The 14,497-nt window shown below is 46.3% G+C and carries 13 protein-coding genes; 9 read left to right on the top strand and 4 right to left on the bottom strand.

All coding sequences use genetic code 11. The features are described 5' to 3' along the window. The 5 genes from HC752_RS13000 to HC752_RS12980 form a co-directional block, all read left to right on the top strand. A partial coding sequence (locus HC752_RS13000) for a bacteriophage T4 gp5 trimerisation domain-containing protein (RefSeq protein ID WP_446751440.1) occupies positions 1 to 755 on the top strand: 755 nt, incomplete at its 5' end. Further along, complete coding sequence (locus HC752_RS12995; protein WP_190335588.1) at positions 752 to 1,546, top strand: DUF4123 domain-containing protein; 795 nt, start codon at positions 752 to 754, stop codon at positions 1,544 to 1,546. The genes HC752_RS13000 and HC752_RS12995, both read left to right, overlap by 4 nt. Beyond that, positions 1,543 to 3,654, top strand: coding sequence for a phospholipase effector Tle1 domain-containing protein (locus HC752_RS12990; protein WP_190335587.1), 2,112 nt, complete (start codon positions 1,543 to 1,545; stop codon positions 3,652 to 3,654). The genes HC752_RS12995 and HC752_RS12990 overlap by 4 nt, the downstream gene beginning before the upstream one ends. Position 3,655: 1 nt before the next feature. Continuing rightward, a complete protein-coding gene (locus tag HC752_RS12985) occupies positions 3,656 to 4,744 on the top strand; it encodes a DUF2931 family protein (protein ID WP_190335586.1) in 1,089 nt (362 codons plus the stop codon). Between the two features lie 162 nt (positions 4,745 to 4,906). Further along, complete coding sequence (locus HC752_RS12980; RefSeq protein ID WP_190335585.1) at positions 4,907 to 5,191, top strand: type VI secretion system PAAR protein; 285 nt, start codon at positions 4,907 to 4,909, stop codon at positions 5,189 to 5,191. Between the two features lie 17 nt (positions 5,192 to 5,208). Here the strand turns inward: HC752_RS12980 and HC752_RS12975 are convergent, their stop codons facing one another. Both HC752_RS12975 and HC752_RS12970 read right to left on the bottom strand, forming a co-directional pair. Next, on the bottom strand, positions 5,209 to 6,072 hold the full coding sequence (locus tag HC752_RS12975) for a hypothetical protein (protein ID WP_190335584.1): 864 nt from the start codon (positions 6,070 to 6,072) through the stop codon (positions 5,209 to 5,211). Between the two features lie 154 nt (positions 6,073 to 6,226). Next, positions 6,227 to 8,329 (bottom strand): sensor histidine kinase, encoded by a 2,103-nt coding sequence (locus HC752_RS12970; protein ID WP_342029473.1) that lies wholly within the window; start codon positions 8,327 to 8,329, stop codon positions 6,227 to 6,229. Here HC752_RS12970 and HC752_RS12965 point away from each other — a divergent pair. The 3 genes from HC752_RS12965 (at position 8,304) to HC752_RS12955 (ending at position 11,803) form a co-directional block, all read left to right on the top strand. Further along, on the top strand, positions 8,304 to 9,479 hold the full coding sequence (locus tag HC752_RS12965) for a Mur ligase family protein (RefSeq protein WP_190335583.1): 1,176 nt from the start codon (positions 8,304 to 8,306) through the stop codon (positions 9,477 to 9,479). The genes HC752_RS12970 and HC752_RS12965 overlap by 26 nt on opposite strands. Positions 9,480 to 9,541: 62 nt before the next feature. Then, positions 9,542 to 11,113, top strand: a complete 1,572-nt coding sequence (locus HC752_RS12960) for a hypothetical protein (RefSeq protein ID WP_190335582.1) — start codon at positions 9,542 to 9,544, stop codon at positions 11,111 to 11,113. Between the two features lie 12 nt (positions 11,114 to 11,125). Then, the gene (locus tag HC752_RS12955; protein WP_190335581.1) at positions 11,126 to 11,803 is read left to right on the top strand and encodes a tail fiber domain-containing protein; all 678 of its coding nucleotides are present in this window, start codon (positions 11,126 to 11,128) and stop codon (positions 11,801 to 11,803) included. 52 nt (positions 11,804 to 11,855) lie between these two features. Here the strand turns inward: HC752_RS12955 and HC752_RS12950 are convergent, their stop codons facing one another. Further along, entirely contained in the window at positions 11,856 to 12,482 is a 627-nt protein-coding gene (locus HC752_RS12950) for a response regulator (protein WP_190335580.1), read from the bottom strand. Between the two features lie 21 nt (positions 12,483 to 12,503). On the opposite strand from HC752_RS12950, the gene HC752_RS12945 reads away from it, so the two are divergent. After that, complete coding sequence (locus tag HC752_RS12945; protein ID WP_190335579.1) at positions 12,504 to 12,731, top strand: hypothetical protein; 228 nt, start codon at positions 12,504 to 12,506, stop codon at positions 12,729 to 12,731. A gap of 312 nt (positions 12,732 to 13,043) precedes the next feature. On the opposite strand, the gene HC752_RS12940 is transcribed toward HC752_RS12945, so the two are convergent. Beyond that, positions 13,044 to 13,847 carry a S1 family peptidase gene (locus HC752_RS12940; protein ID WP_190335578.1) on the bottom strand — a complete coding sequence of 268 codons (804 nt, stop codon included), beginning with the start codon at positions 13,845 to 13,847 and terminating at the stop codon, positions 13,044 to 13,046. Between the last annotated feature and the right edge of the window lie 650 nt (positions 13,848 to 14,497).

Raw genomic sequence — 14,497 nt, 5'->3', positions numbered from 1 at the left:
ATGGCGACCCAGACCAGCCGATTATTACAGGGCGCACCTATCACGCCACCAACATTCCGCCGTACACTTTGCCGGACAACAAGACCAAAACGGTCATCCGCAGTGAAACCCACCAAGGCGATGGGTTTAATGAACTGAGTTTTGAAGACCAAGCCGACAATGAAAAAGTCTACCTGCATGCTCAAAAAGATTTGGAGCGGGATGTTCAGAATGACAGTACCACCCACATTCATAACGATGAACACCACACGGTGGATAACGACCAGTTTACCCATGTGAAAAACCATCAGCACCTCACGGTGGATGGGGAAAGCCGAGTGAAAATCACCGCCGACAAATCCACAATCGTCAATGGCTCTTTTCATACCAAAGCGGGTTCAAAAATCCTTTGCGAAGCCGGAATGGAAACCCACTTTAAAGCCGGAAAAATTGTGCTGGATGCGGGATCCGAAATCACCGTAAAAGCAGGCGGCAGCTTTGTCAAAATCGACCCAGCGGGCGTCCACTTGGTGGGCCCTGCTATCAGCCTGAACGCAGGCGGCAGCGCTGGGAGTGGCAGTGGGTTTGGGGGGAGAAATGCAATAACCCCCAACAACCTGAGTGCACCTTCAGCCCCAGAGGAAGCTTCCAAACCAGAAATGATGGCTTCACTCGAAGCTGCGCAACCCAATGTCAAGTTAGCTGCTTTCTCTCAGGCTGAAAAGAGTAGTATTCCAGCGGTAAAACTGTGCCCTATAAGTAAGGTTGATCAATGATCAAAGATTGGATAAACAACCACATCGATAGCAATACGCTGTACTGGATAGTATCAAGCGAAGGATTCGATCTTGCTATTCGTAGTGAAGGTATTCATAAAATTGAAGATGCTCACACATTTTTTCATGAATCCTACTTTCGTGATCTTAAATCGCTTTCACCTCGGATGATTCCCATTAGAGATAACATCCTATCTCTACCAGAAGACATTTTGCATTTAGGTATAATTATCGCCTCAAGCGCCGAATATCATACACTCATTGAGCATTATTCAAGTTTGTTTCATGCCATATTGGATGGAGAAGAGGTTTTGTTTCGATACCATGACCCAATGGTTATTGCTCCAATGCTCCCTACGATGAGCCAAAGTGACATGAACTTATTCTTAGGCAATGCTGAAAAAGTCGCTGTTTATTTTGAAGAAAAGGTAACTCAGTTTCAAAACTCATCGGAACAATTGTTTCAACCAAAAACTTCACCTTGGTGGGTAATGAAAGATACTCACTTAAAGCCGCTTTATAAAACAGCCATTCACGCCAAACATTTGGAAAGGCACCTATGGCGATTTGTTCCAGAACTCATTCGACAACATGACGACCCAGCTCACCAAATTGACCAGTACTTACAAAGCACACCACACCCCCAATGTACGGAAAGTGACAGGGAAACTTACGCACTCGCGAATCTTCTTGCCACGAGTAAAGACATCACACTAAAAGCATTGACAGAAAAGTTGCACCTCTCAGCTCAAGAAGTCGAAGGTATACGTAAGTGGGGATCCCTATTATGAGCACGTTAGCCTACTGCGCACCTTGTGAAAAAGAATCTAACTGGATTGAAATTGTTGTCAGGGATGAGCACAATCAGCCATTTTCGGGGATAAAAGGAAAACTAGTAGAGGCTACAGGAGTCGAGCACCGGATTACACTTTCAGAAAAGCCCATATTGGTAAAAAACTTGCAAAACGGCCGAGTGACGATAGAACTTGAACACGAGAGTTGGCTAAAAGAGGCTCAAAAGCGCACTCGCCGAGAATCGGATGAATCAGAAGTATTAAAAGAGTGGCTGGGTACTGAAGGCTATTCAAATAGTTGCTTCCAGTATTTGCAAGGCACCGTATCCGATCTGGTGTCTCTAGAGCAAACTCAAAATGAAAAGCGGCTTTCTAGCTATAATTACCTGACTGGACGAATAAAATACATAGAAACCTATGCCTATAAAGAAGAGCAAAAGAGAAACAAGCTCATTAGAGATCTAGGTAGATTCAAACACCATAAAAAAGGCAGCCAAAACAACATTCATCTGGAAGTCAACAATAGTTACGCGATTGAAATAAAAGGCTTCAACTTTTTAAGCTTGCGCATCGGTATGTTTTTTGATGGCACATTAAATAATTCATACTCCGCAACGTGGGGTAAGCAACAGTTCGAAAAATACTACCCGATTTGGAAGTCCTTCTATTTAGTGGAAGGCAATAAAAACCCGACCTATTTATCCCCTCGCTCCTTAAAATACCCTGATGCACTGGAGCCAGGCACCAGTGCCGAAAACGAGCACACGAATATACAAAAGTTGTTCGATCTTTATTTAGATGGCGAATTTTTGGATCATGACCTAGTTGAAAGGGTGTACATTACCGGTATTGGAACCAGTAATGACATTGATATTGCGAGGCCTGCGGAAGAATCAAAGCTAGGATATGCAACTGGGACGGGAGACTTTGGGATAGAGAAGAAGGTTGAAACTGGTATTGATAGCCTGTTAGAACACATACAATTCAACTGGTCACGTTATACAACTGAGTATGGCGTAGATGGACTTGGCTGCTTAAAATTTGATGTCTTGGGTTTTAGCCGAGGGGCGGCGGCGGCACGGCACTTTGTTAATACCGTACACGAAAACACCAATATCCCTTTCTTTAGCCTCCTTGATAAAGCATGCACGGAAAAACGTATTCCTCTGAAAATTGGGTTTAATGGTAAGGAGGATACAGCCATAAAATTTGTCGGTATCTTCGATACTGTGGCGGCCGTAGTGAATGGCTGGTCAGTTCGAAATGGTTTTGATATTTCTGCCGACAATACCGACAATGGCGACGTGAAGCTGTGGCTCGATCCAGAGCGAATTGAGCAAGTCGTCCACCTTGTGGCCGACTCTCAAACGGAATATCGGCTTAACTTTACGCTAAACCAACTCAACGATAACCACAGCCCTCATTTTTCTGAATACACTCTTCCTGGGGCCCATTCAGACCTTGGTGGGGGATATCACTCTCGTTTAGGTTTCAGTAAGAAAGACTACCTGCTGCCAAGAATGGAAAAGAAGGCGCTAAGAAAGGTGAAAATCTTTGGTACAACCAAAGAGAGAAGCGAGAATAAAGCGCTAGCGCGACTTAAGGCGTTCAAGAATATCGAAAACGCATTGGGATGGGGTGACGTATTCAAACACGAACTGCGCACTCAGCCAGTTTACGATAAGTACGGTTTGATTATTATGGGCTATAAAACAACAGGGACGCTGTATATACAAAGGGCGGTCGAAGGGGATCTTTCTCGGCTTTACCTGCGGTTAATGGTAGGTTTGGCGCAATTTCACAATGCCCCGTTTATATTTGATGAATACCTCCTTGAGGATGATGCGTTGCTCGCGGTTGAAGATCACCGCATTGCAAACCTCAGCTTTAAAGAAATATGCCAACAGTGCTATACATTGGCCAAAGACTCAGGGAAAGTACTGCCTTTGTTAAACCAAAATCAAGCGTTTAAGCAAGCGCTGATTTCAGGTGGGCTAGTGCACCATTCCTCGGACGTAGCAAGCGTTGCCTATGGGGCAATTGTTCCTAACCAACCCAACAATGGGCTGATTAGAAAAGTGCTGCCTACTCGAAAAGGGTATTGATATGATTAAACACGCTCTCTTCCTTCTTGCGTTGCTCCTGTTCCCAATGAACTTGCTAGCACAAACGCCTCAAGACAATGACGAAGGCTTGGCTCCGTGGAAAATATCGGTGGTCACTTCGCCATTTTATGCCATATCAGCCAGAAACATTATTGGCATTAACTATCAAGAAGACTGGTCGTCACCCATGATGCCTTTTAGCCAGCAACTGTACCGACGGTTTCGTACTTATGAAAGCGTCACCAAAAAGCGGCTTCCAAACTACGACGGGCTGGGGCTGCCTTTAGACTATCTAGCGGTATCAGGAACTCATCCATTTTTGGAGTACGTTTCTCTGCCAGATGAAATTGATATTCATTGGAATTCCACATTGGAGAGGCGCTCCTTCTTTTACAGTTTTAAACTGACCAAAGAAATCAAAGCGATCATGAGAACACCCAGAAAAAGCCCCAGAAATACCAAATGTTATTACAGAAGATTGGTCTTTGGGCTTATCCCTGGAGGGAGCATTAAAGTATGGTTGGATGGGTGTGGCAAATACGAATATCTGTCGTCTTATACATCAGAAGAGCTCGATACGTATGTCGTGCATGGTAAGTACCAAGAAGGGTTAGCGAAGCGCATTAAAAAGAAAGCGGACGAACTTGGGATCCCGCTGTTCCCTATAGTGAAAGAACGCGTTGAAAAAGTGTATCGCTATCAACCACCTGTTAAACCCTCGAAGCCTGTCAAAATGGTGAACCGATGTTGGGACAATCGACCTACAGAGCCTCTACCCAGTTGGGAATACAAAAAAGAAGGAAAAGTGTACGAGTTTGAAAGGCTGCTTTGGCAACGCATCAAGGAACTGCCTTCTAAGCTGGGGAAAGAAGAACGGCTGCTGGACCTCAACGATGTCATTCGCTATGCCTATCAAGAGGCTGAAGAAAAGCAAACCACCGATGATCGCATCACACTTTGGGCTTTGGCTCGTTTAGCCGCCGCTATTGATTACCCCATAGCCAAAATCATCCAAGCGTTCGAACTTTCGCCTGAATACACGAAGCTCATTCACCAATTTAATGAAGAGATCTGCAGAGCAAATAAATAGATCCACCTCGGAAACACCCCAGTGCTTGTAGCGATTTTTGTGAACTTAATCTAGTAGAAAAATCGCTTTATAAGCGGATAATTGCCTAACTCGCACTCAAACTTGACGGGCATCATTTTCGAGAATATAACCCATACAAAGCATCACAAAAGCGAGGAAACCATGGGTAACGCAGTAGTTTTAGGAAACATTGGCACTGGTCACGACGGTTTCCCTCCGACACCAGTCTGTGGCGCATCTCCCGACGTAAAAGCCGATGGCATTCCCATTGCGCGAGTCGGTGATCCGCTCGTTCCCCATTCAAAGCCTAAGCATCCGCCTCATGGTCGCAGCATCGCGGCAGGCTCTGGTACCGTGTTTGTAAACGGTAAACCTGTTGCCCGCTCTGGAGATGCCGTCAGTTGCGGGGGCTCTGTTGTGGGGGGAGGAACCGTCACCATTGGGTGAATAATAAGTGGTTGACATCAGGTGCCAAAAATTGTCTTGATAGATGCCACAATACCAACGACAAACACAATCCCAAGTAGCACTTGTATATAATTGTTTTCTTTGCATAAGCTTGCCCACTGACTGAATGAAATATCGCCCTGAAGGATACGTTTGAGCAGATTTTTCAAGGTCGTGTTTGGGTTTGCGCCATTGTTGATGTGAGACGCTCGCACTTGAGCCGTCAGTGAAATCAACTCAGAAAATGGCCTGGTGTTCGCTTCTAAGTTCAACAAATAAACGGTGTCTCCGCCTGTTGTGATCCCGACGTCGTTGAAGCCATATTTCGATAAGATGTCTTTAAAATGCCTGTCCCCCGAACAATCCTCGAAATCGCAGCATATCACTTCCTTCAATGCCGGGTTTTGCTCCCTTAATTGATTGATTTTATCGGCCACCCCCGCAAGCAAACAAAACAGTGTGTTGTCTTTCAAGGACGATGGAAAGTTTTTTGAGACGATGGATCCGATATGAATGCAATTGTCTTTGCTGGTGGGGTCAGGCGAAGGACTTATCGAGTTTTCATCCAATTTTCCAAGCTTAAGATTTTCGGCGTCGATTTTTCGAATGATCTGAACATGCACAAAGCCTTGAACACGCCATTGCTTATCCTTACAAAACATCCAAGATGAGGGATTTTTATTCACCACGGCATGCAGTTCATCGAATGAAAGTGTTTCTGGATTGAGTGACTCCGGCTGTGAATAGGCGTTTTTTGCCAACTCATTGATTTGAGTCACTAGCCCACCACGCTTGTCATGGGTGAACTGCGAAAGTTCGTACAAATACGGGTACGGCAATGTTTTTATTCTTCGAATCAACATAGGGGCAATCTCACGCATGGCATTTCCTATCAAATGAATATTAAGCGATTGATTATATGGAATATGAATTCAAATATCAGTCCAATTATTTCATTCGTAAAGCGCTCAAAGACATGACGGCCATTCTTTAACTCTCCGATTCTTTATCTATACCTGATTCTTCATCTCTGCTCTATGTTTCATTTCCACTCTGTTCTTCCCCCCTAGATAGGTACACACTGTGTGGCAGGCTTACCTCCGCCATTCCTCCTTCTTCTCCGAGCTCCAGCTTAAACTTAGCGTTCATCTTTTTTGCTCTTGTTCCGATGGAGGCAAGCCCATACCCACTCGGTTTCGTTTGAACCCTACTGTTTGAATTTTTTCCATTATCCCGAATCTGAATGATGAGTTCTGAACCCAATTGGGTGCAACGAAAACGGACAGAAGAGGCCTGATTGGCGTGTTTGATCACGTTGGTCATGAGCTCTTGCAAAATGCGGAGTAAATCCAGTTTCGTGTGTGGTGAAAGGAGGACTGCGCTGTCTTCACATTCCACCGACCATTCCAGTTTGATATCGGCAGCTTGAAGAATCGGCTCTATGCGCGCTCGCCACTGGCCAAGTAGCACGCTAAACTGCGCATCAAATAGCGGGTTTCGCGAATCCAGAATCAGCCGAAGGTCATTCAGGCATTGTGTGGCCTTTAATTGAATATCGGTTTGATTGGTGGTGGGGGCTCTCAGCAATGTAATCAGCTCCACCAACTGGCTGCCAAGACCATCGTGCATGTCAGAAAGCAGGCTTTGCCGCTCATCCATTAATGCTTGCTTCTTTTCAAACTCGTGGGCAACCGCCTGTTCTTTTTTGTAGAGCGTAACCGCTTCCACCACTTTTTGCTCTAAAGTCTTTTGCAGCTCTTCACTTCGGTTCAGTGCACTGGCATAACGATAGATAAGAAGCACGCACAGTGTTAAAAATATCAGCAAGTTTGCATGGGCGCTCAAAGGAAAATGCATCGACAAAAGCTGCATCCCATCCAAAGAATCCAGCACTCCAGATATCACCCCCATCATCCCTGTCGTCGCAAGCAACAAAGCGCTCCTACTGCGATTGATTAATGCCTGAGCCACCAAGACATAGCCAATGTACACCGAGCTCAACGCCACATAGCCGCGTAAAACGCTCTCGTTAAATCGCCACCAGAGCCAAGTTGGTTCGTATTCGTAGAGCACAAAAGACGATACCGCCACAATCCCTGTTGCAACCCCGGCAACCCACTCGATTGAAAGACGTTTCAACTGATACCAGCGATGCACAAACAACGTCATAAACAAGGTTAGAAAAGGCTGTACCGTGACGGTGGTCATCCAGTAAGTTTGCTGAGAAATCGGCAAGGAAGACACCGTAAACGTCATATTACTCAATGCCCAACACGCAACACCCAATGCGAAGAATAGGTATTCGGTGTTGTTACGCCGGAACCACCACAGCAACAGGTAAAATAGGGTAATCAGCGGAGTGAGCCACTGCATCACGATGTGCAGCCCTATCTGTGACCAGTACTGAAACTGATAGTAAGGCTTCACTTGTGCTGGCGTGCCGTAAAAAATCTCGGGCATTTGCAGCCCGCCGCTGGACGCAATTTTTACAGTGAGTAACCGTTCTCCCCCATCAAATAACGCATTAGGCAGCTCATGATAAGAAGGACGATAGCGAAACCTTGGCATCATAGAATCGCGAGAATGGGCAATTGGCGCAGTCTGCCAGATCAACCGGTCACCCAAATAAAACTCGGCAGTGTCACGAAAAGGCGGCAGAAAGAGCGCCGTCGTCGCGTTCGACGCCTTCTCGACTTTGGGAAGCGAGATCCGATACTCGCCATAAGAAAAGTTGAGGTGCTGGCTGTAATTATGAGGTAGCGCAACATCTATCATCTTGGTGGTTTCATTGTCTTTAAGAACCAAAACGCCCGACTGCACCGAAGGCAGCGACACCTGATCGCCATACTTCAGCAGCGACACTAGGGCATAAATGACCACAACTGGCACCAAAACGATGATCGCCAAGCGCACAAATCCTTCTCGAAATGCGTTTTTAGCCCAGCATGGCGATGTCCTTTCGCTCGATTGCATACCGTTCACTATTTTATAAAAACTCAGTCTACTGCCATTGCTGTCCACTCTGCAACCAAGCCCCCCTAAAACTGGGGATGGTGAATCCCCCCCATCGGCGTAACGTAAATACCCGTCAATTAATCGAAAGGATTCAACGATGAAATGGGCAGCGGTGACCGGCACCAACGGCAAAACCACCAGCGTAGAGTTAGCACGACAGTTGCTTTCTAAACTGGGCATCCATGCTGCCAGTTGGGGCACGTTAGGGGTCGGCTTGGAGGGGGAGTTTGAAGAGGTTCCTTGGTATTGCAATTCCAGCAAACGAGTTCACGAATTTATCCAAGATCTCGCTACTCAGAACCAAGTGGACGTTTGCTTGATGGAATGCTTCAGCCGCTTGATAGAGATTGGGCAATACCAGCATTTCACATTTGATTGCGCCGCGTTTACCAACCTGACGCACGATCATCTCGACTACCACTCCACCTTAGAAGGCTACCTCAACGCCAAACTCAAACTGCTTCAGCATTGCAAAACAGGCGGTGAAGTATGGATAAACCAACAAGATCCCATGCATACAACATGGGTCAAAGCCAGCCAAAGCGCTGGATTGCGCGCTAAGTTGTTTGCCCATTCCACATCCACTCCAGCATGGTTTGGACAGCCAGAGGGATCCGATATAACGCTCAACCTTGACGGCTATGTATGGCAGGGAGAATGCCCGTTCTTTGGCGAGCATAACGTACAAAATCTGCTGACTTCGCTCGGCATCGTCCAGAGCCTTTACGGTAAGGAAGCACTCACACAAGCTTGCCAGTACATTCCAGCACTTTCCCTGCCTCCTGGCCGGTTAGAACCCATCATCACAAAAGGCAATCGACAGGTGTTTGTCGATTTTGCCCACAACCCAGACGGGCTGATCAAATCTCTGAATTCACTGCACCAAGCGTTTGGTAAAAAGCTGGTGGTGGTGTTCGGCTGCGGTGGTGACCGAGACAAAACGAAACGCACACCTATGGCAGAAAGCGTCAGGCAATTTGCTGAGCGAGCCTTTATCACCAGCGATAACTCGCGCAGCGAACCGCCCGAACAGATCTTCGCGCCGCTCAAAAAAGTGCTGCCGGACGCTTTAGTTATCCAAAACCGGACGGACGCCATTTACCAAGCCCTAAAAACACAAAAGCCCGATGAAATCGTAGTGGTCGCGGGGCGCGGCCACGAAGGCATTAACGTGGACACCGCCACCGAACTGATCGCGCCCATTAAAGGGACTCAAAACGTGCGGGACGCCGACATTATCCACCACTGTCTCGCGCAGTTGCCGCGCTGGTAACGCACACGCGAGACGAAGCACACCCAGCAAAATAACCGTCATCGAAACTCAAGGAGGACAGAATGCGAATAGCCGTTATTGGTGATTCCGTGATGTGGGGACAAGGCATTCCCCGTCACTTAACCTATGCAAATCAACTCGTCAGTTGGCTTCGCCAAAACGTGAATAGTGGCGCCAACGTGCGGGATCTTCACCAACCCGTCACGGGCGATCACAAAGCCCATTCCGGCGCCATCATCGGGCATGACAACGAGCACCACCGACGCCCGAGTTACGACACCCACTTACCCCAACCCATTTACTTTGGCGAACTGCCTTCATCGTACCCAACCATTACCAAGCAACTCACCGAGATCGAGCAACCCGACACGGTCGACTTGCTGCTGATGAATGGTATTGCGAATGATGTGGGATTTAAGTCTGCCGCCACCGATTTTGAAAAGACGGTGCAAAAGCTGGATGGGCTGATCGACGACCGCCTGATTCCATTTCTAGTGAAAGCCAGAAACCAGTGCCCCAACGCACTGATCATCTATACGGGTTACTTCCCAGCCGTCTCCCCACATTCAAAATTTGAAAGTGTTGAGCAGGTATTGGATGTGATGGAACAAGCGGGTTCCGTATTGCAGGAAGTGGCCAATTTTCGAACCGGAAACCGTTTTGCCGATACCCTCATCGAATTTGCTGAAGCACTGACCCCTGTGGATGACATTCTTGGTTGGATGGGCAACACGCTGACTGTGCCCGCCAACCAACTCGACATCATCAAACTCAATGCTTACCTGTTCTACACCGCCATGGAACTGGGTGCCATGCGCGCAGCGACCAAAGTCAACCAACGGCTGACTTCCAGCGGCAAAGCACCCATCTGGTTTGTTCACCCCGGTTTGTCGGCCAGCAAAGCCATGTTCACACGGCAATCGCAGGTATGGGGGCTGAGGGGCGACCCTTTGGTCACGCGTGAGCGCGTCAAAATGTGCCCGACATATCAGGCAACATTAAGTTTTTCATCATCGAAAGGCTTGGATTTGGGCCAAAACCTGATCTCTGCCGTGTCTTGTCAAAAAGCCCATATGCTTCACCCCAATAAATCAGGGGCAAACCAATACTTTGCGCGCCTAAAATCCATGATGACCGACCACCATACTTTTAGCTTGCGTAAGGTGATGGGGCAAATCGCGCCGAACTACCGCATTCGCAAAGCGGCAGAGGAACTTGGGATTCCTTTCAATGGTTCGCTGCGAAACCTGATCCCTCATCAAACTCTTGACATGCTGGGTGCAACGCTGACGGTACAGGCGAGAAGCAACGCCAAAAAGCTGGTGTTCAACCTCCATTATGGGGATCGCAAGTTCCCGTTGGTGGTGAAACCACTGGTGAATCAGGGGGCGATGAAGCTCTACGCCTCCGAACAAGTGGTATTGGATACCGAAGCACGAATACCCATGAAATCCGTGAGCAAACTGCGCCTTCGCTGCGCGACATCAGGGGTAAGCAAAGTCGCCAACGTGAATCTGCAAGTGGTGATCAATGGCGCGACCTTCTCATTCGATTTAGAAGAAGCCAACGGCACCCTCAGCAGCTCGGGAACCCCTTTACCATTCGGGCTTTTTTCAACCCCCATTCATAACTAAAAGGACGGAACTATGACTACTGACATCAAACTCGGCACTCGCCGGATCGACAACATCGCTAACCACTTTCGTTTTGGTCAGAAAGCCGAAGAAAATACAGGTCCAGGTATTGAAATTTTAAACGACAATTTAATCATTACTTCGGAGTTTTCTCGCCGCACCAATCGTACGATCATCACGCCCACTCAAGTTCGCACCAAGTCAACCGTATCCGACAAAGTGTTCAGTGAAGAGCAGGAATGTCGGAAAGAAATCCGTGTGGGCAGCTTGGCGGAGGTGACGGAACGTACCGACAACGAAACGGGCTCCATTAAAGTCATTACACCTAAAGACACGCCCGATATCCATGTCGATGGCAACACCGGAGCGATCATGGCGCGTAACTTTCGCCGAACATCGGATGAAAGGCTGAAGAAAAACATCCACCCTATCCTATCCCCGCATCAACTCCTCAACCAATTAAATGGTGTGACGTTTTTGTGGAAAGACAGCCACAGCAACACCCCAGAATACGGGTTGATTGCACAGCAAGTTGAAGCGGTGCTCCCATCTTTGGTGGATGAAGATGCCGAAGGCATGAAAAGTGTCGACTATGAAGGGTTGATTCCTTTACTACTGGAAACCACTAAACAACTGCACCAACAAGTTCAGAGATTGGAAGAACGCATTATGGTGCTGGAAGCAAAATAACAAGAGTAAAGACAGGGGCTTGTGAAGCCGACGTAACGTGACTCAGCGTTCGTTACTTTATCAGCCCCTGCTGATTGGCTTCATACACCGCTTCGCAGCGGCTGTTGACTTCCAGTTTGCGATAAATGGCTTTGATGTGATCGTTCACTGTGTAATGAGAAATCCCCATTACATTGCTGATTTCACTGCTTTTTAACCCTTTTGCCAGCAACGTCAGCACCTCATTTTCCCGTCCGGTTAATGGATTAGGTAACGGCTCTTTTTGCCCAGCTTGAATTTGGTTCAACACATGGGCAGCCACGGCGGCACTCATAGGTGCTCCCCCTGCCAATTGGTTGGCTATCGCCTGCTCGATCTGTTCGAATGGGGTGTCCTTTAGCAAGTAACCTCGTGCGCCTGCTTCAATCGCCTTGAGCACGTTGTCTTCGTCGCCAAAAATGGTCAGCACCATAATTTCGGTTTTCGGGGACTGAGCTCTTAAATGCGCAATAAGCTCTCGTCCGTTTCCATCGGGCAAGCCCAAATCAACCAAGGCTAAATCGTATTGATGTTCTTTAACCAACTCGAAAGCTTGCTCTAAGCAGCTCGCGCTGTCGCAATGACCGATTTGCTCAGACGACGACAATTGCGATAAAAACTGCCTGTAAGCGGGAATGTCCTCTACAATGAGCAAGCGCATATTCAAACAGACGCCTTACTATTGCCAAAAGCCAAAACGCTGCCAAAAGCCAAAACGCTGCCAAAAGCCAAAACACTGCCAAAGACTAAAACTTCGCTAAAGACTGAAACCTCGCTAAAGACTGAAACGCTGAACAATGCCAATGCGTGTTCCATTCATAACCTCGATATTGTTGACCTCATCCAGCGCAACCTTGCTGTTGTTTTCCAACCTATTCATACGTTTGTTTTACGTGATCACCCAAAATAAAGGCATGATGCACACTGACCGATATAAAATAAATCTCATAAATAACCAACACTGTTCGCGTCTAATTTATAAGTTAAATTAATAACTAAAATAATTTTAATCAAAACATATTTATCAATTCCATTAGAAAAGCCGCCAAGTGATGGTCAGCTGACCAACGCCCATTAAGCAAGATATGTATTTTAGAGAGCAATACGCCAACATCAGAGTCGACTCATAGAAAGGACAACGTATAGCCGCGAGCCCTTTCTATGTTCTTTAATGATGAAATGAGATAGGAGGTTGACTCCTAAGAAGGAATGAGTCTAGTGACTATCTTGTTGTTGCCGTCACCGAGTTAATCCAACTTACCATTTTAGGAACGTCTGTATAAACACCATATGTATTAGGCTTCGCGCAGCCGATTCCAAAGCTAACAATACCCAGTTGCATTGATTGAGTTCCACTGCGCAAAATAAGTGGCCCTCCGCTATCACCTGTACAAGTGTCTTTCAGCCCTGCTCCTGTCGCGTCTCCAGCACAGAAGTTCGTTACCCCGATATTAGTTTCATTTAAGAATTCCTGAGAATTAATGCAAGTCTCATTCGATACATACTCTATTGAAACGTGTTGCAGTTTAGAGGGTTTAATGTTGCCAATAACTTTTGTGCCTAATCCAACGGCTTCAAGTGATACTCCTGGAACAACATATTGATTTAAAGGCAAGGTCGGTAAGGTAACCGTTTCTACGCCCTGCAAAACATTGTCTATCTTCAATACAGCAACATCATAAGATTGATCCCCTTGTTTGTTATAACTAGGGTGCAAAATGATTTGTGTAACAAGGACGGTTTTCTCAGGTTCAGACGAATAGTTGTTTGGACTAAATTTAACTCTTATCGCATCTGGGGTTTGATATCGGCTCACACAATGCGCCGCAGTTAACATGTAATTATTACCTATATAACTTGCACCACAACTGCTTTGATCAGTATTTTCACCAATGATTTGTCCAAAAAATCTCCAATTGTTGTAATCGGCGTCGGTTCCACCAACAACCCTTAAATTTTTTGCCTCAACAGCCCCAGATACCAACGACGTGACCAAAACAAAGACTGACGTAGAAAGACATTTCATAGATTATCCTCAGATATAGAATGAGCCGAGAAAATACGTTCGATCGTTTTACATGAATAGCCCATAAGTCAAAACTTAAGAAATACATTCCTATTCATATATCGGAAGGTGTCAATAATTACTAATAATAAGATTTATCCGTAAATAACTCAGAAGAAACAAGCTCTCCATAAGAGATCAACAACGCCTGTCATCTTGTCTACGTAGCAACATTCGTCGGGTTGGTGTGCTATTTAAGGGCTACCTGCCCCTAAAAGGATAAAATGGAGCCTTGAACAACAAACCATCCATATCCATACCTCACGTGTCTAGACAATCAATGCATAATCCATCACGACTAGGATCCCGTCGCGTAGTACAGAGCGAAAGCGCTTAACGATACGTAAAACATGACGAAATTAAGTGAATATTATTAAAATTCAGTGCATTAACTATCGATAATTTCGAATGAAAATCACCCTAACATGTCTGTTCACTGTATTGTTTCAGCTAGCCTTTTGATACCCAGTGCATAATATTTATTAAATACCAATTATTTTCGAAATTTATTTGTTGATGAAAAAACAGGCGACTACCATACCGATTCTCAAAAAAGCACATACCCGAATAGATAAGGGTTTGAGGCAAAAGCAAATAAAAAAGGATAATAA

This window comes from Vibrio sp. S9_S30, assembly GCF_014694455.1.
In the GTDB taxonomy this organism is placed as follows: Bacteria; Pseudomonadota; Gammaproteobacteria; order Enterobacterales; family Vibrionaceae; genus Vibrio.
The sequence above is the reverse complement of the archived record's forward strand: the minus strand, read 5'-3'. Positions and strand labels throughout refer to the sequence as shown.